The organism is Achromobacter ruhlandii (genome assembly GCF_002082135.1).
In the GTDB taxonomy this organism is placed as follows: domain Bacteria; phylum Pseudomonadota; class Gammaproteobacteria; order Burkholderiales; family Burkholderiaceae_B; genus Achromobacter; species Achromobacter ruhlandii.
Window position 1 is genome coordinate 5,621,712 of sequence record NZ_CP017433.1, and the last position, 16,019, is coordinate 5,637,730.

At 68.4% G+C, this 16,019-nt stretch carries 14 protein-coding genes and 1 pseudogene; 8 read left to right on the forward strand and 7 right to left on the reverse strand.

Annotated features, from left to right (window positions below; all coding sequences use genetic code 11):
• Entirely contained in the window at positions 1–1,449 is a 1,449-nt protein-coding gene (locus AruCF_RS25570; protein ID WP_104010450.1) for a DEAD/DEAH box helicase, read from the reverse strand.
• A gap of 242 nt (positions 1,450–1,691) precedes the next feature.
• Positions 1,692–2,645 (reverse strand): helix-turn-helix transcriptional regulator, encoded by a 954-nt coding sequence (locus tag AruCF_RS25575; RefSeq protein ID WP_049071672.1) that lies wholly within the window; start codon positions 2,643–2,645, stop codon positions 1,692–1,694.
• Between the two features lie 128 nt (positions 2,646–2,773).
• Between AruCF_RS25575 and AruCF_RS25580 the strand changes: the two genes are divergently transcribed.
• From AruCF_RS25580 to AruCF_RS25590, 3 genes are read left to right on the forward strand one after another with little or no spacing between them, the layout of a single operon-like run.
• A complete protein-coding gene (locus AruCF_RS25580; RefSeq protein ID WP_049071671.1) occupies positions 2,774–4,849 on the forward strand; it encodes a TonB-dependent receptor in 2,076 nt (691 codons plus the stop codon).
• A gap of 10 nt (positions 4,850–4,859) precedes the next feature.
• A complete protein-coding gene (locus AruCF_RS25585; RefSeq protein ID WP_049071670.1) occupies positions 4,860–6,116 on the forward strand; it encodes an MFS transporter in 1,257 nt (418 codons plus the stop codon).
• Positions 6,109–7,278 (forward strand): FAD-dependent monooxygenase, encoded by a 1,170-nt coding sequence (locus tag AruCF_RS25590; RefSeq protein ID WP_049071669.1) that lies wholly within the window; start codon positions 6,109–6,111, stop codon positions 7,276–7,278. The genes AruCF_RS25585 and AruCF_RS25590 overlap by 8 nt, the downstream gene beginning before the upstream one ends.
• A gap of 6 nt (positions 7,279–7,284) precedes the next feature.
• Here the strand turns inward: AruCF_RS25590 and AruCF_RS25595 are convergent, their stop codons facing one another.
• The gene (locus AruCF_RS25595) at positions 7,285–7,620 is read right to left on the reverse strand and encodes an AzlD domain-containing protein (protein ID WP_006393180.1); all 336 of its coding nucleotides are present in this window, start codon (positions 7,618–7,620) and stop codon (positions 7,285–7,287) included.
• A complete protein-coding gene (locus tag AruCF_RS25600) occupies positions 7,617–8,366 on the reverse strand; it encodes an AzlC family ABC transporter permease (protein WP_049071667.1) in 750 nt (249 codons plus the stop codon). The genes AruCF_RS25595 and AruCF_RS25600 overlap by 4 nt, the downstream gene beginning before the upstream one ends.
• 186 nt (positions 8,367–8,552) lie before the next feature.
• Between AruCF_RS25600 and AruCF_RS25605 the strand changes: the two are divergent.
• From AruCF_RS25605 to AruCF_RS25620, 4 genes and pseudogenes are all read left to right on the forward strand, one after another.
• A pseudogene (locus tag AruCF_RS25605) lies at positions 8,553–9,472 on the forward strand (branched-chain amino acid transaminase).
• Positions 9,473–9,551: 79 nt separating this feature from the next.
• Positions 9,552–9,764 (forward strand): zinc-finger domain-containing protein, encoded by a 213-nt coding sequence (locus AruCF_RS25610; protein WP_049071665.1) that lies wholly within the window; start codon positions 9,552–9,554, stop codon positions 9,762–9,764.
• Positions 9,765–9,798: 34 nt separating this feature from the next.
• Positions 9,799–10,221, forward strand: coding sequence for a YybH family protein (locus tag AruCF_RS25615; RefSeq protein ID WP_049071663.1), 423 nt, complete (start codon positions 9,799–9,801; stop codon positions 10,219–10,221).
• 13 nt (positions 10,222–10,234) lie between these two features.
• The gene (locus tag AruCF_RS25620) at positions 10,235–11,335 is read left to right on the forward strand and encodes a YheT family hydrolase (RefSeq protein ID WP_006389005.1); all 1,101 of its coding nucleotides are present in this window, start codon (positions 10,235–10,237) and stop codon (positions 11,333–11,335) included.
• A gap of 36 nt (positions 11,336–11,371) precedes the next feature.
• Here AruCF_RS25620 and AruCF_RS25625 read toward each other — a convergent pair whose 3' ends face one another.
• Positions 11,372–12,880 carry a M48 family metalloprotease gene (locus AruCF_RS25625; RefSeq protein ID WP_372363307.1) on the reverse strand — a complete coding sequence of 503 codons (1,509 nt, stop codon included), beginning with the start codon at positions 12,878–12,880 and terminating at the stop codon, positions 11,372–11,374.
• Between the two features lie 72 nt (positions 12,881–12,952).
• Between AruCF_RS25625 and galU the strand changes: the two genes are divergently transcribed.
• On the forward strand, positions 12,953–13,798 hold the full coding sequence (gene galU / locus AruCF_RS25630) for a UTP--glucose-1-phosphate uridylyltransferase GalU (protein WP_049071659.1): 846 nt from the start codon (positions 12,953–12,955) through the stop codon (positions 13,796–13,798).
• A 114-nt stretch (positions 13,799–13,912) separates the two neighbouring features.
• Here galU and AruCF_RS25635 read toward each other — a convergent pair whose 3' ends face one another.
• A complete protein-coding gene (locus AruCF_RS25635) occupies positions 13,913–14,788 on the reverse strand; it encodes a cytochrome c oxidase assembly protein (RefSeq protein WP_100502896.1) in 876 nt (291 codons plus the stop codon).
• A gap of 98 nt (positions 14,789–14,886) precedes the next feature.
• Positions 14,887–15,993 carry a porin gene (locus AruCF_RS25640; protein ID WP_049071657.1) on the reverse strand — a complete coding sequence of 369 codons (1,107 nt, stop codon included), beginning with the start codon at positions 15,991–15,993 and terminating at the stop codon, positions 14,887–14,889.
• Between the last annotated feature and the right edge of the window lie 26 nt (positions 15,994–16,019).

Below are 16,019 nucleotides of genomic sequence, written 5' to 3' on the forward strand. Positions count from 1 at the left end.
CTACTTGCGGCTACCGCCCAGCAGCACCGCGAGCTGGCGCTTGGGCGCGGATGCATTGCCGCCCTGGCGCGGCGCCGGCTCCTCGGCCGGGGCCGACGGGGCGGAGGGCTCGTAGGGCTTGAGGAAGAAATCGTCCACCGGCTGGCGCGACGCGCCACCGCCGGAACGGCGATCCGACGAACGGCCACGCTCGCGGCCGCCATCGCGCGACGACGACCCGCGCTCTTCGCGCCGGCCATGGCTGCGCGCGACCAGGTCGGCCGGCACGTCGAGCGTGCCGCGCGGCACTTCGCGCTTGATCAGCTTCTCGATGTCGAGCAGGAAACGCTCTTCGTCGGCGGTGAACAGGGCGATGGCTTCACCGCTGGCGCCAGCGCGGCCGGTACGGCCGATGCGGTGCACATAGTCTTCGGCGTTGTAGGGCAGGTCATAGTTGATCACGCAAGGCACGCCGGCCACGTCCAGCCCGCGCGCGGCCACGTCGGTAGCCACCAGCACTTCGAGATCACCGGCCTTGAAGGCTTCGAGCGCCTTCATGCGATCGGCCTGGGTCTTGTCGCCGTGGATCGATTCGGCCTTGACGCCGTCGCGCTCGAGCTCGCGCGCCAGGCGCGCCGTGCCGATCTTGGTGTTCGAGAACACGATGACCTGCTTCAGGCCTCGCGACTTCACCAGGTGCACCACCGCCGCGCGCTTCTGGTCGCCGCTCATCTTGTAGGCGATCTGCGTGATGGTGTTGGCCGTGGCGTTGCGGGCCGCGACTTCGATTTCGACCGGGTGGTTCAGGTACGAACGGCCGAGCTTGCGGATTTCGTTGCTGAAGGTGGCCGAGAACAACAGGCCCTGGCGCTGCGCGGGCAGCAGCCGGATGATGCGTTCCAGGTCGGGCAGGAAGCCCATGTCCAGCATGCGGTCGGCTTCGTCCAGCACCAGGATGCCGACTTGGCTCAGGTTCACGTTCTTCTGCTCGACGTGGTCGAGCAGGCGGCCGGGCGTGGCCACCAGCACTTCGCAGCCACGGCGCAGCGCTTCCTTCTGCGGACCGATATCGACGCCGCCGAACACCACCGCGGAACGCAGCGGCGTCTGCTTGCTGTAGCGCTTGACGCTTTCGTAGACCTGGTCGGCCAGCTCGCGCGTGGGCGTGAGGATCAGCGCGCGCACCGGATGGCGGGCGGGGGAGGCGCTGGTGTTGGCCAGCGGCATCAGGCGATGCAGGATCGGCAGCGTGAAGGCCGCCGTCTTGCCGGTGCCGGTCTGGGCCGCGCCCATGACATCGCGCCCTTCGACCACGACGGGAATGGCTTGCGCCTGGATCGGGGTGGGCGTGGTGTAGCCGGTTTCGGCGATCGACTGCAACAGCAGGGGATGCAGCCCGAAGTCGGAGAACGTGGGCGTCGGCGCGGGCGCTTCGGCGGTGGGTGCTGCGGATTGAGTGGATTCAGTCATCAGGGTTAGGCAAGTACCGGGACCAGTGAAAAAGAACAAAACGAGAGTGCTGCGAGCACTGCAATGCATATGCATCGGGACAACCGGAACGCGCGCCACGCTCGCGCGGCCACGTGCGAACCACCCGAAGCGCAAGCGCGTCGCGGGCAATCGGCACCCTGCCTTGCAGGCCAGGTGGCGCATTCTGGTTTCGATACTTATGAGGGCAGTACCAGGCCCGGATTGCTGTGGATAACTTAATTTTAGCGCAGCCGGACGCCGGGGCGGTCAAGCCAGTGCCTGGGGGCGACTCCTTTGGCCTGGCGGAAGCTCTTGCTGAAATGGCTCAGGTTGCCGAATCCGGTGGCCAGCGCGGCGTCGGTGACGCTGTAACCGGCCTCCAGCATGGACGCCGCGGCGTCCAGCCGGACCGATTTCAGATAGGCATGGACCGAACGGCCGGCGACCTGGCGAAAGCCGGCCTTGAGCTTCTTTTCGCTCAGGCCGACCTCGCGCGCCAGCCGCGATACTGTCCATTCCTCGCCGTAGCGGGCTTCTATCAGGCGCCGCGCCTGCGCCAGCTGGCGCCGTTCGCGCGCCGCCGCCGGCGGCTCGCCCGCCGCATCGCTCATGGTTTCGAGCACGATGGCCAGGGCTTCAAGCGCCTTGGCGCGCATGTACAGGCGGCGCGCGGTGGCGTCTTCGTGGCGGCAGTCAAGCACATCCGCCGCCAGCCGCAACAAGCCTGGCGGCGCGGGAAAGCCCGCCATCAGCGATCCCGTGGCCGGCACGCTGTGATCGAGCACGAAAGCGCCGCGCAGCGCGGCCAGCGGTCTGCCGCCGGCGCGCAGCAGCCCGGCAGGTGAATAACGGATGTCCACCAGACGGACATTCTGCCTGCCCGGCATGTGAAACCAGCCGCGAGTCCCGCGCTCACCGGTTTGCACCACGGCCATGCCGGGCCCCACTGCCAAGGGCTCTCCCCCCTGGATCGACATGCGCGCACGGCCATCCAGGAAGACCGCGATGCAGAACATCGGCGGGCCTTCGGCGTTGACGTTGAGCCCGACCGCGGGCGTACCGCTCCAGACGGTCAGGGCCAGGTCGTCGTCACGCGACTCCGAACGCAGCATCGTCATCCACTCGGCCGGCATGGCCACCGCCGACAGCAACGGATGGTCGGCGCGCGCGATAGACGCGGCGGCGGGGGGCGTCATAGCGCCGATGGCGAAATCCAAATTTAGACCCCGATTTGAACAACGGCGGCACCGAAAACGTCAGCGCGGCGCCTATCAAACAACAATAATTCTCATTAATGATTCTACCGAAAGCCCGGACCGACAACATGACGACTGCGTTCCCTTTCCGACACACCGCGTTGGCGACCGCGCTATGCGCCCTCGCGCTCCCCGCCGCGGCGCAATCCGTCAGCGAGCTGGTCCCCATCACAGTTACCGCCAGCAAGCAGGAACAGTCGCTGCGCGACGTCAACGGCGCCGTGGTCGTCGTGCCCGCCGAGGCCCTGCAGGCCGCGCAGGTCGACAACACCATGCAGTTGTCGCGCGTGCTGCCCGGCGTGCAGATGTCCAGCAGCGGCTCGTTCCTGTACCCGGTGATCTCGGTTCGCGGCATCACGTCCGCGCAGGACTTCTACAACCCCGCCCTGACGGTTTATGTGGACGGCGTGCCGCAATTGCCGACGTTCACCTCGCAACTGCTGACCGACGTCGACCGCGTCGAGCTGCTGAAGGGCCCCCAGGGCACGCTCTACGGCAAGAGCGCCATGGGCGGCGTCCTCGACATCGTGTCGCGGCAACCGGGCGACGACCCCTATTTCCGCGCCAGCGCCGGCGTTGCCAGCCGGGACGGATACCTGTTCAAGGCCAGCGGCGGCGGGCCGCTGGTCGACAACCTGCTGTACGGGTCGGTCACCGCCGTGGCGAACGACGCACCCGGCCGGCTGGACAACGCCGCCACCGGCGCCAGCCACGTCGGCGGCGCCTCGGCCAATGCGGGCGCCGCCCGGCTGCGGCTGGCGCCCGCCGGCAGTCCGTGGGAACTGGGCCTGGCCGTCAGCGGCGAATGCACCCGCGCCAGCCAGGACGCCTACGTCCCGTTCGACGATCTCCATGCCAGCCACGCGTACACCGCGCCGGGCATGCCGGCGTCGCTGGCCGATTTCTATCAGAAGCGCTGCGGCAACAGCCAGTCGCTGACCGGCCGCTACGACTTCGACGGCTGGCGCTTGAACGCGGTGGCGGCCTGGCAGGCCCTGCACTACGACCGCCACTACCCCATCGGCCCCAGCTACACCAGCCAGCCCGAGCGCTGGCGCCAGCAGGTGCAGGAGCTGCGCGTGTCCACCACCGGCAAGCGCGCCGTCGACGGCGTGTTGGGCCTGTATCGCCAGCGCGTCACCCAATCGCGGGCGGTGTTCAACCAGATGCAGGGGCCGATGCCGCTGGACACGCACCAGTCCGACTCGCGCAACACCAGCGAATCGCTCGCCGCCTATGCCGACGCCACCTGGCACGCCACCGATGCGCTCGATCTGTCGGCCGGCCTGCGCTATTCCCGCGACAAGGCCGCCACGCGCTATGACGGCCAGACGCTGGATTTCTCCACCTTCGGCCAGACGCCATTCGGCGGTTCGGGCGCCAGCGCGGGCAACAGTGTGCTGGGCAAACTGTCGGCCGGCTACCGGCTGTCGCCCGAGTGGCGCGCATACGCCAACGCCGCGCAGGGCTACAAGCCGGGCGGCTACAACCTGGCGCCGTCCAATGCCAGCGATGCCCGCCCCTATGGCAGGGAAAAAGGCCTGAGCTACGAGGTCGGCACGCGCTATGACGGCGACACGCTGCGCCTGGGCGCCGCCGTCTACCGCACCGACATCCGCGAGGCGCAGCTCTACGTCGGCGGATTGGGGCAGCAGCACCTGCAGAACGTCGGCAACACCCGCGCCACGGGCGTCGAGTTCGACCTGGGTTGGGACGTCTCGGCGCAGTGGACGCTGGGCCTGGACGGCTTCGTCAACCACACCACGTTCCGCAGCTTCAGCGACGCCTCCGCCTGCCAGGGCTGCGACGGCAACCGGGTGCCGTTCTCTCCGGGCTACGGCCTGACCGCCAGCGCCCGCGGCCGCTTCGACACGGGCATCGGGCGGCTGTCGCCGACCCTGGCCGTGCGGCGCATCGGCGCGCAGTTCTTCGATATCGCCAACACCCTGCGCCAGGACGCCTACACGCTGGTCGACCTCAGCCTGGCCTGGCGCATCCGGCCGCAGGTCGAGGCCACGCTGTATGCCAACAACCTCACCGACAAGCGCTACCGCGCCTTCGCCTTCGCCGGCGGGCCGATGGGCAACTTCGCCCAGCTCGACCCGGGCCGGACGGTCGGCCTGAACCTCGCCTTCGAATACTAGGATCGGCTTCATGCGCCCAGACGTGCCCGCGCGCCTGCCGACGGCGCAGGTAATCGCCGCCATCGGCGGCATCTGCATGGCCCAGAGCCTGGTGAGCGGCATCGCCTTCCAGGGCGTGCCCGCGCTGCTACGCGACGGCGGCGCGCCGCTGGCCCAGATCGGCCTGGCCAACCTGGCGTTCCTGCCTTGGGCATTGAAGTTCCTGTGGTCGCCTTGGATCGAACGCTACCGGCTGCCGGCGGGGCAGGCCGAGCGGCGCACCCGCCGCATCGTGCTGCCCGGGCAATGGTTGCTGGCCGCGCTGCTGTTCCTGCTGGCGGGCCTGGGCCAGCCCGCCATGCCTGTGCTGCTGGCCATCCTGGGCCTGATCTCGTTGACCGCGGCCACGGTGGACATCGCCGGCGACGCGTTCGCCGTCGAACAGTTGGCGGAGAACCGGCGCGGCTGGGGCAACGCCACCCAGGTCGGCTCCAGCTACCTGGGCATGTTCCTGGGCGCCGGGCTGTTCGTCGTCCTGGCAGGCAGCCACGGCTGGCGCGTGGCGGCGGCCACCATGGGCGGACTGGTCCTGCTGTTGACGCTGCCATTCGCGCTGGTGCGCGAACCGGCGCGCGCGGCCCATCCGTCCGCGCACCGCCCCAGCCTGGCGCATGCGCTGGGCCGTCCCGACGTGCGTCTGGGCCTGATCATCACGATCGTGTTCCAGGCCGGCTCCCGGCTGGCCTATGGCATGACGCCCCTGCTGCTGCTCGACCGCGGCGTGCCGCTGGCGTCGGTGGGCTGGATCAATGGCGCCGGCGCGGTCGTGGCGGGCCTGGCTGGCACCCTGCTCGGCGCCTTGATCCTGCAGCGCCTCGCGGCGGCGCGGGCGGTGGTGGTGGCCCTGGCCCTGCAGACCACGGCGCTGGTCCTCTTCCTGGCCGCCGTGCTGGCGTCATCCTGGCCGCCGCATGCCGGCCCGCAGTGGCTGGTGGCGCTGGCATTGCTGAAAGCGGCAACGGCGGCCACCGGCTTCGTGGCCTTGTACGCCTTCCTCATGGGCCGGGCCTCGCCAGCGCAGGCCGGCGTCGACTTCACCCTGTTCCAGTGCGCGGACGCCATGATCGCCACGATCGGCGGCGTGGCCGCCGGCTGGCTGGCGCAGCACTGGGGCTATGGCGTCTGCTTCGGCGCGGCGGCGGCCTTCGGCGCTGCCGGGGTGCTCGCCCTCCCTGCCCTGATGCGGCGCCTGGCGCCGCCCTTTTCCCCGGAGAACGAACATGTCTGAACGCACCGTGGTCATCGCCGGCGCCGGCGTTGCCGGGCTGGCCTGCGCCTGGTGGCTGACGCGGCACGGCTGGCGCACCGTCATCGCGGAACGCGCCGCGCACCTGCGCGACGGCGGCTACATGATGGGCCTGTCCGGTCCGGGGCTGCTGACCGCGCGCCGCATGGACCTGGTACCGGCGCTGCGCGCGGTGGAGCGCGAGATCGGCGAAAACATCTACCGCGACCGCCGGGGCCGCGAAGTCATGCGGATCCGCTATCGCGAATTATTGAAGGATCTGGACTGGATCACCTTGCGCCGCACGGATCTGGTGCAGGTCCTGCATGAGGCGGTGCGCGACCACGCCGAGATCCGGCTGGCGACCACTGTCGCCCACTGTACCCAGGACCCCGGCGGCGTGGACATCACGCTGTCGGATGGCAGTCAATTGCGCGCCAACCTCCTGGTCGGGGCGGACGGTGTGCGCTCGGCATTGCGCGCCCAGGTGTTCGGCGCCGACGATCCCCCGCTGTCCACGCTGGGTTATCGCTACGCCGCCTACGACTCCGTGGACGACACTGGCATGGCGCGGGACTTCGTGTCCTACGCAGCCCCCGGCCACCAGGTGGAATACCACGGGCTCGGCGGCGGCCGCAAAGCGGCCTTGCACGTTTGGCGCAGCCATGAACACGGTTGGGTCGCGGCGCCGCAACGGCTTGGCCTGCTGCGCGAACTGTCCCGCGACACACACGCGGAAGTCGGGCGTCAGTTGGCCATGCTGGCGCACGACACGCCCATCGTCATGGACGACCTGGCGCTGGTCGAACTGCCCTGTTGGCACCGCGGCCGCATCCTGCTGGCGGGTGACGCCGCGCATAGCCTGTCCCTTATTTCTGGACAGGGCGCGGGGATGGCATTGGCTGGCGCCTACGTGCTCGCGCAGGAATTGGGCAGGCTGCCGATTGAACAGGCCCTGGCCGCCCACGAGCGGCGGCTGCGGCCAGTGATCGAAAGCCTGCAGCAGCGCAGCCGCAAGCTGGCCCCGGTCTATGTCCCGGAATCCGCACTCGCTTTCGGCCTGCGCAATACGGCCTTGCGGCTGCTGCCCAGGCTGATCCTCAAACGCTATTTCCTCAGCGGCCTGAAATCCGAAATGGAAGCCGCCGCCGCGCTGGGCGGATGACCGCCGTCACCCCGCCAGCCAGCGCAACCCCCACAGCACCAGCATGCCGACCACGATGACCAGCACGGCGCTGCGGGTGCGCAGGAATACCAGGATGGCGACAATGCCGGCGACCAGCTTGTAGTCGAAGATCGGCCCCAGCCCCGCCTTCCAGGGCAGCAGATCGGGCACCACGATGGCGGTGAGCGCGGCGGCGGGCGCATAGCGCAGGGCGCGCCGCACGCCATCGGGCAGCGGAATATAGTCGCCAAACAGCATGAAGCCGGCGCGCGTCAGCACGCTGCACAACGCCAGCAGCAGGATCGCCGAATAGACGTAGATTTCGGAGGGCCAGAGGGTCATGCGCGCGCCTTGAAGAAGCGTTCGGCCCACATGCCGGCCACCACGCCGGCGATGACCGCCGCCGCCAGGCCCAGCCGCAGCGGCAGCACCTGGCCGGTCCAGGCGACCACGCCCGCGGCCAGCATCGAGATCAGCATGGGCTTGGAATTGGCCAGCGGCACCGTGATGGCCAGCAGCGCCAGCACCGCCGCGAAGTCCAGCGACCAGCCCGTGGGCACCATGGTGCCCAGGTAGATGCCGACGATCGACGAGGTCTGCCAGACGAACCAACCCGGGGCAATGGTGCCGATGAAGTACCAGAGCTGTTCGCGGGTGCCGCGCTCGGCCGCGTCGCCAAAGCGCGGCATGAACAGCACAAAGCCCATGTCGGTGGTGAAGTAGCCCAGCCCCAGGCGCTTGGGCCAGGACAGGTGGCGGAAATAGGGTTGCAACGCCGCGCCGAAGATCAGGAAGCGCAGGTTGACCACGCAGCCGGCGGCGAAGATCAGCCACAGCGGCGCACCGGTGGCGATCAGCGGCAGGGACGTGAGCTGGGCCGAGCCGGCGTACAGCAACAGGGTCATCGCCAGCGCCATGGATTCGGTCAGGCCCGACTTGACCATGGCCACGCCGGTCACGAGGCCCCACGTCGCCGTGGCGATGAGGGCGGGCACGATGGCATGCACGCCGGCGCGGAAGGCGGCCACGCGCTCCTGACGGACCTCCCGGTGGTCTTCGGTTTCGGGAAACGCGGACTCAGAGGACAACGGCGAGCCCCTGGGGATTCGAACGGAACGACATGGACACTCTGTGGGGAAGGAACCGCACGACAAGCTGCTCGCCCGCCGGGCCTGCGAACTCCCGCAGGCACCGTGCCGGTGCACGAATGGACCATTATTGTAACCTCGTCGCTTGATACAATACGGCCCTCGGGTTTATTGAGGGAGCAGACCATGTCGATGGCTGACCGCGATGGCTTCATCTGGTATGACGGCAAGCTCGTGCCCTGGCGCGACGCGACCACGCACGTCCTGACGCACTCCCTGCACTATGGCCTGTCGGTATTCGAAGGCGTGCGCGCCTACCGCTCCGAGATCGGCACCGCCATCTTCCGCCTCGAAGACCACACCAATCGCCTGTTCAATTCGGCGCACATCTACCAGATTCCCATGCCGTTTGATCGCGACACGATCAACGAGGCCCAGCGGACGGTGGTGCGCGAGAACCAGCTCGAATCCTGCTACCTGCGCCCGCTGGTGTTCTACGGCCCCGAAAAGATGGGCGTGTCGCCCAAGGGCGCCAAGGTGCACGTGGCGATCGCCGCTTGGCCCTGGGGCGCCTACCTGGGCGAGGAGGCCCTGTCGCAGGGCATCCGGGTCAAGGTGTCGTCGTTCGCCCGCCAGCACGTCAACGTAACCATGCCGCGCGCCAAGGTTGCCACCACCTACGCCAACTCGATCCTGGCCAACACCGAGGCCCTGCAGGACGGCTACGACGAGGCCCTGCTGCTGGACACCGAAGGCTTCGTGGCCGAAGGCTCTGGCGAAAACCTCTTCCTGGTCAAGGACGGCGTGCTGTGCGAACCCGAGATCGCCTCCGCCCTGACCGGCATCACCCGTTCCACCATCCACGCCCTGGCGGCCGATTTCGGCCTGCGCGTGGTGACCAAGCGGCTGACCCGCGACGACGTCTACATCGCCGACGAGGCCTTCTTCACCGGCACGCCGCCGAAGTCACGCCGATCCGCGAGGTCGACAACCGCCAGATCGGCTCGGGCCGGCGCGGCCCCATCACCGAGAAGCTGCAGAAGGCGTTTTTTGACATGGTGAATGGCCGCAACCCGAAGTACCATCACTGGCTGAGCAAAGTCTGATTCGCGCCGCCCTGCCCGGCAGGGCGGCACTACTGCCCCAACCCACCGTATCACCGGTATCTTTTATTCAGGAAATTCCATGACCGCCGCTGCCCCGGCCGCCGCCCCCCACGAAGTCATCGAAGTCGGCGCCGAAGACCTGCCTGTGTTCTGTCCGGGTCCGAAGGCCCCGCTGTGGAGCATGCACCCGCGCGTCTTCCTGGACGTCGCCCGCACCGGTTCGGCGCGCTGCGCCTACTGCGGCGCCGAATACAAGCTCAAGCCGGGCACCGTGCTGCACGGCCACCACTGAGAATCGCCGCTCAACAGCCATCCGTCCCGCCATCATGTTCGCCACGCCCGAAGAAGCAGAACACGCGTTCTATGAAGCCCTTGAGCAGGGGGACACCGTCCGCCTGATGCAAGTGTGGGCGGACGACGAGGAAGTCGTCTGCATCCACCCGGGAGGCCTGCGCCTCGTCGGCCACTCGGCCGTGCACGAGTCCTGGCAGCACGTGCTGGCGAATGGCCCGCTGCACATCCGGCCGCTGCGCCCCCTGGTCATGCTGAGCATGATGTGCGCGGTGCACGTGCTGGTCGAGCAGGTGGCGGTGCGCACGCGGGAAGGCACGCAGTTCGCCAACTGCTACGCCACCAACATCTATCACAAGGGCCCCACGGGCTGGCGCATGGTCATGCACCACGCCTCGTCGGCGCCCACCGAAGCCGGGGTGCTCGACTTGCACGACGTGCCCGACATGCTGCACTGATCTCGGGTCGACTTTGGCTGCTGCACGTTTCGATACCACCCCCTGTCCTGTTCCCTCCTGGCTGCCCGGAGGCGATGCCCAGACGGTGTACGCCGCGCTGTTCGCGCAGTACCACCGCATCGCCTTCGTGCGCGACCGGGTCGAGACGCCCGACACGGATTTCGTCGATTTCGACTGGACCGGGCCGGGGCTGTTTCCGCACAAGGCCGCCGACGGCGCGCCCGTGAGCGGCCAGCAGCCCGTGGCCAACGGCAAGACCGCGGCCGCGCGCTGGATGACCGAGGCCGACTGGAAGTCCTTGCCCCAGACGGCCGACACACCCGCGCTGTTGCTGTTCCACGGCCTGGAGGGCGGCAGCAACAGCCGCTATGCCCAATCCATTGCGCACCACTTCCGGGCGCGCGGCTGGATCGTCGTCATCGCGCATTTCCGCGGTTGCTCCGGCGTGCCCAACCGCCTGGCGCGGGCCTATTACTCGGGCGATTCGGCCGAGGTCGGCTTCCTGCTGAACACCGTGCGCAACCGCATCCCGCATGCGCGCTGGCACGCCGTGGGCGTGTCGCTGGGTGGCAATGCGCTGCTGAAATACCTGGGCGAGCACCAGGAAGACACCGGCTGGCTGACCGCCTGCGCGGGCGTCTCGGTGCCGCTGGACCTGGTGGCCTGCGGCAAGACCCTGTCGACCGGATTCTTCAACCGCAAGGTCTACACCAACCACTTTCTCAAGACCCTCAAGCACAAGGTGCTGGAGAAGGCCCACCGCTACCCTGGCGCCATCGACGTGATGCGCATCGCCCACGCGCGCGACCTGCGCGACTTCGATGACGCCTACACCGCGCCCATGCATGGCTTTCGTAATGCGCTCGACTACTGGACGCGCGCCTCCAGCAAGCCCTGGCTGCCGCGCATCTCGGTGCCGACGCTGGTGCTGAATGCGCTGAACGATCCATTCATTCCGGCCAGCGCCTTGCCCAAGCCGGACGAGTGTTCGTCCAGCATCCTGCTGCACCAGCCCACCGACGGCGGCCATGCGGGCTTCCCGACGGGCGCCTTTCCGGCCCACCTGGGCTGGCTGCCGCAGCGGCTGGGCCGCTTCTTCGAGACCGGGCTGTAGGCGCCGCGGCGCCTCCTGGCTCGGGTCGGCCCGGCGTCAGCCCGACTTGAAGCGTTCCAGCAGCTGGCGCTCTTCGGCCAGCTTGTCCTTGACTTCCTTGATCTGCACGTCGATCTGCGATTGCTCGTAGAAGTCGGTGGACATGCCGCGCGCCTGCTGCAGTTGCGATTCCGCCGCGGCGAAAGCGCCAGTCATGACGTAGTAGCGCGCCAGGTCGCGGCGCGCCTGCACCGGCTTGCCGGTGCGTTCCTCGCTCTGCGCCAGCATCTGGTAGAGACTGGGTTCGTCCGCCCCCCACTGCTTGATCTTGGCGCGCAGGTAGTCTTGCGCTTCGGCGTGGCGGCCGTTGGCCTGCAGCGCCGTGGCGTAGGCGATGCCCAAGGCCCGCTGCTCAGGCCAGCGACGGGTGGCGGCTTGCGCCAGGTCCTGCGCGCGCCGGTTGTCCTTGCGCGCCAGCGCGATATCGACGGCGAGCTTGGCCATCTGCGGCGAATCGCGGCCGTCGGCCTGGGCCTGGGCGAGCTGGCGGTCGGCCTCGTCCAGGCTGTTGCGCTGGAAAGCCTGCAGGGCCAGCCCGTAATAGGCGGCCGAGCGGCGCACGCCGGACAACGCCTGGGCCTCGTCCTGCAGCTGCTGGCCGGCGGTGCGCAGGCTGACCGCGTCGCGCCCCTGCACCACGCGCATCTTGGCGCGGATGTACCAGAAGTCGTCGCTATCGACATGGCGCGAGACCGGCAGCGAGCGCACCCGGTTCTGCACGTCGGACATGCGTTCAATGGACAGCGGGTGGGTACTGGCCCAGGAACCCCCGCCCGCCCCTTCGTTCAGGCGCGAGGCGTTCATCAGGCGCGAGAACATCTGCGCCATGCCCTGGGCGTCGTAGCCGGCCTTGGTCAGCATGGTGAAGCCGGCGCGGTCGGCCTCGCGTTCGGCGTCGCGCGAGAAGCCCAATTGGCGGTTGATGGCGGCGGCCTGGCCGAACGCGGCCACGCCCATCGCCAGGTTGCCGCCGCCGCCGGCCAGCGCCGCCAGCAGCGCGCCCGCCAGGCTCGCCAGCATGACCATGCTGTTCTGGTTCTGCTGCGTCATGCCGCGCGCGATATGGCGCTGCACCACGTGGCCGATTTCGTGCGCCAGCACCGCCGCCAGTTCGGATTCGCTGCCGGAGGAAACGATCAGGCCGGTGTTGACGCCAATGAAGCCGCCCGGCATGGCGAAGGCGTTGATTTCGGGATCGCGCACGCCGAACATCTCGACGTCCGGCACCGCGCCGGGCGAGAACGCCGCCAGCTTGCGCCCCATGGTGGTGAGGTACTGGCTGAGTTCGGGATCGTCGACGTAGGTCGGGTCGCGCCGCCCCTGCGACATGATGGCTTCGCCAAGGCTGCGCTCCAGCGCGGGCGACAGGTCCGCGGCGGAAGCCGCGCCCATCGAGGGCAGCCCCACCGGCTGGGCCCAGGCGGTTGCCGGCAAGGCCGGCAACGCCAGCGCGGCACAGATTCCGATGATCGCGCCCCGCTGCGCAATCGAGCAAATGGATGGCATTTTCCTGCGGTTCATGAGCCTATGATAGCGATGCGCTTAAAATGTTTCATCGATACCCCCAACGAGGTTTCAATGCGTCCCGTCCGTAAAGCCGTTTTTCCCGTCGCCGGCATGGGCACGCGCTTCCTGCCCGCCACCAAGGCGATGCCCAAGGAAATGCTGCCCGTCGTCGACAAGCCGTTGATCCAGTACGCTGTCGAAGAAGCCGTGGCCGCCGGCATCACCGACCTGATTTTCGTTACCGGTCGCAACAAGCGGGCCATCGAAGACCATTTCGACTCCGCGCCCGAACTGGAATCCGACCTCGAAAGCAAGGGCAAGCACGAGCTTCTTGCCATGGTGCGGGGCATTCTACCCGCCCACGTCAATTGCCTCTATATCCGCCAATCGGCGCCGCTGGGCCTGGGCCACGCCGTGCTGTCGGCCGCGCCGGCGGTGGGCGACGAACCGTTCGCCGTGCTGCTGGCCGATGACCTGATCGACGCCGACACGCCGGCCATGAAGCAGCTGGTGGATATCGCCATTGCGCAAAACGCCAGCGTGCTGGGGGTACAGGACGTGCCGCGCGCGGACACGCGCAAATACGGCATCGTCGCCACCCGTGAGGGCCAGGGCGATGGCCGCACCGAGCGCGTCACCCACATCGTTGAAAAGCCCGACCCCGAAGCCGCTCCCTCGACCCTGGCGGTGGTGGGACGCTACGTGCTGGAAGCCGCCATCTTCGACCACCTGCGTTCGACCAAGATGGGCGCTGGCAACGAGATCCAGCTGACCGACGGCATCGCCTCGATGATGCGCGAACGCGCGGTGTATGCGCACCGCTACGACGGCACGCGCTATGACTGCGGCAACAAGGCTGGCATGTTCCAGGCCACCGTGGCGCTCGGCAGAAAATACCACGGCCTGCTGCCGGAATGACACGGCGGCCACGCGCGCCGGCTTGACTACCCGCCGCCGCGCATCGACCGGCGGCGGCAACCCTCCCCCGGAGCGGTCGCCACCTCGCGCGGGGCGCCTCCGATATCGCGTGTTCTACGCAGACGCCGCGCGGCGGCGCGCCCTGGCCCGCGCCAGGGCATCGCGATCGGCCTTGCGCAAGCGGCCCTTGGCCGACAGGCGCATCAGCGTGCCCAGCGCCACCATCAGCCCGATCACCTCGACCAGGGCGGCGGGAATCCACATGGTCAGTCCGCCGATGGTCTGGTCGGTCTGCGCCGACATGGCGATGGCGCGGCCGCACAGTTCGAACAAGGGATAGATGTCGCTTTCGGTGAAGGCGATGACGGCCCCCGCCACCATCTGCGGCAGCATCGTCAGGATCGGCGAGATCACGCGGCCGCCCGGCGTCATCGCGGCCGGCGGCGCGGGACGGCGGTCCAGGATCAGGTTCCAGTACATGAAGCCGCTGATCACCACCGACCAGTTCATCAGGCGATACAGGCGCCAGTCGAGCATGGAATAGAATTGCACCGACGGGATCAGCCAGACCAGCACCAGGAACACGAACAGCGCGGGAACGAAGATCCTGTGGGTCAGGACTGCCACCGTGGCGCGGCCGGCGCCGGTGCGCAGGAAGTCACGCAGGCGCACGCGCCAGCGCATCGGCAGCCCGGCCCGCATGACCTGCCCGGGAAACGCCGCCATCACCAGCAGCGGCCCCAGATGGTGCAACACCAGGTGCTGGATGCGGTGGATGAAGAACATGCGTTCGGCGTAATAATCCAGGCGCGTGTGCATAGAGAGGTAAAGCAGCACCATGCCCGCCCAGAACAGCACGCGGCGCGCGCCCGTGACGTGGTGCACGCGCTGGCCGCGCACGAACAGCACGATGGCCACCAGGAAGGAGGCCACCAGCGTGGGAGAGAACTCCCAGGGTATGAGCCATTCGAGACTGTCCATGCGGGTCATCCGGAAAATGCCGACGGGGGCGTGGCGGGCCCCGGCCTGGACGGGCCGGAACTCGCTGCCGGGTCGATTGTAGTGGACCCGGCTGCCCCCCATGCGGCTCAGAACCGGTGCGAAATGCCCGTACCGAAGCGCGAGGTGTGGGAATGGCCAGGGTCGAACTGGTTGTCCAGGGTGTAATTGGACGCATAGCCGGCGAACGCATAGAGCGTGGTGCGCGGCGACACGTTATACGTATACCCCAATGTCACCAATTGCGCATTGCGCGCCGTCGACCCATCCTCCCATTTCCAGTCGGGGCGCGCCAGCGACCACTGCGCCACCACGGCGCCATGGCCCAGCGGCACGCTGGCGCCCAGCAGCCAGGCGTTGACGGCGCCGCCGCGCGCGAAGGCCGCCGGCCCCAGGTTCTGGCCCAGGCTGTCGGGATCGCCGCCGTCCAGCCCGACATAACCGTTGCGCTGGCGGGACCAGGCCACCGATACCTTGACGACCTCGAAGTCGTAGGACGCCCCCAGTTGCACCGCCTGGGGCCGTCCCGCCTGGCCCGCCGGCGGCTCGGCCAGGCGCAGCTGGTCCCAGGTGGCCACCGCCAGCAGGGGGCCGTCCTCGTACTTCAGGCCCAGGCTCAGTGCGCGGTTATTGGCCGCCGTCTTGAAACGGTCGCGGCCGTCAGCGTCGAAGGAATAGCCGATGCCGGCCTGGAAACCCTGCCAGGTGGGGGTGTAGTAGTTCACCAGGTTGCTGAATTGATAGTTGTCCGAGGCCTTGAAGGTGGCGCCCATGCCCATTTCCTTCCAGGACGCCAGCTCCAGCGCGTTGCCGTAGGTCTTGCCGACGGTGTATTGGCGCCCCAGGCGCAGGTCGCCATAGCGCTCATGGGCCAACCCGACCCAGGCGCCGTAATTGAACAGGCGATCGTCGTCGGCGCGCTTGCCAGTGGCAGGATCGAAGCCGCTTTCCAGCTGGAAGCGGGTGGCCCAGCCATCGCCCAGATCCTCGGAGCCGCGCAGTCCCCACAGCGAATCGGTCAGCCCGCCATTGAGCACGCCATTGTGCGTGCCCTGCCCTGAGGTATGGGTGGTGGCGATGCCCGCATCGACCACGCCATAGAGTTGCACGCCGGGGCCGTCGCCGGCCGCGCAGACCACCAACGGCCAACAGGCCGCGCTCGCCACCAGCGTGGTGGCAACAGTCGAGATTCTCATGCTTATCTCCTGTATCCGCGGCGGGA

Bases quoted from the DNA above. Each gene is read 5' to 3' on its own strand.
- AruCF_RS25590 (WP_049071669.1), top strand. From the start codon at position 6,109: ATGTCTGAACGCACCGTGGTCATCGCCGGCGCCGGCGTTGCCGGGCTG.
- galU (WP_049071659.1), top strand. From the start codon at position 12,953: ATGCGTCCCGTCCGTAAAGCCGTTTTTCCCGTCGCCGGCATGGGCACG.
- AruCF_RS25575 (WP_049071672.1), bottom strand. From the start codon at position 2,645: ATGACGCCCCCCGCCGCCGCGTCTATCGCGCGCGCCGACCATCCGTTG.
- AruCF_RS25640 (WP_049071657.1), bottom strand. From the start codon at position 15,993: ATGAGAATCTCGACTGTTGCCACCACGCTGGTGGCGAGCGCGGCCTGT.
- AruCF_RS25580 (WP_049071671.1), top strand. From the start codon at position 2,774: ATGACGACTGCGTTCCCTTTCCGACACACCGCGTTGGCGACCGCGCTA.
- AruCF_RS25615 (WP_049071663.1), top strand. From the start codon at position 9,799: ATGTTCGCCACGCCCGAAGAAGCAGAACACGCGTTCTATGAAGCCCTT.
- AruCF_RS25625 (WP_372363307.1), bottom strand. From the start codon at position 12,880: ATGCCATCCATTTGCTCGATTGCGCAGCGGGGCGCGATCATCGGAATC.
- AruCF_RS25595 (WP_006393180.1), bottom strand. From the start codon at position 7,620: ATGACCCTCTGGCCCTCCGAAATCTACGTCTATTCGGCGATCCTGCTG.
- AruCF_RS25635 (WP_100502896.1), bottom strand. From the start codon at position 14,788: ATGACCCGCATGGACAGTCTCGAATGGCTCATACCCTGGGAGTTCTCT.
- AruCF_RS25570 (WP_104010450.1), bottom strand. From the start codon at position 1,449: ATGACTGAATCCACTCAATCCGCAGCACCCACCGCCGAAGCGCCCGCG.
- AruCF_RS25610 (WP_049071665.1), top strand. From the start codon at position 9,552: ATGACCGCCGCTGCCCCGGCCGCCGCCCCCCACGAAGTCATCGAAGTC.
- AruCF_RS25585 (WP_049071670.1), top strand. From the start codon at position 4,860: ATGCGCCCAGACGTGCCCGCGCGCCTGCCGACGGCGCAGGTAATCGCC.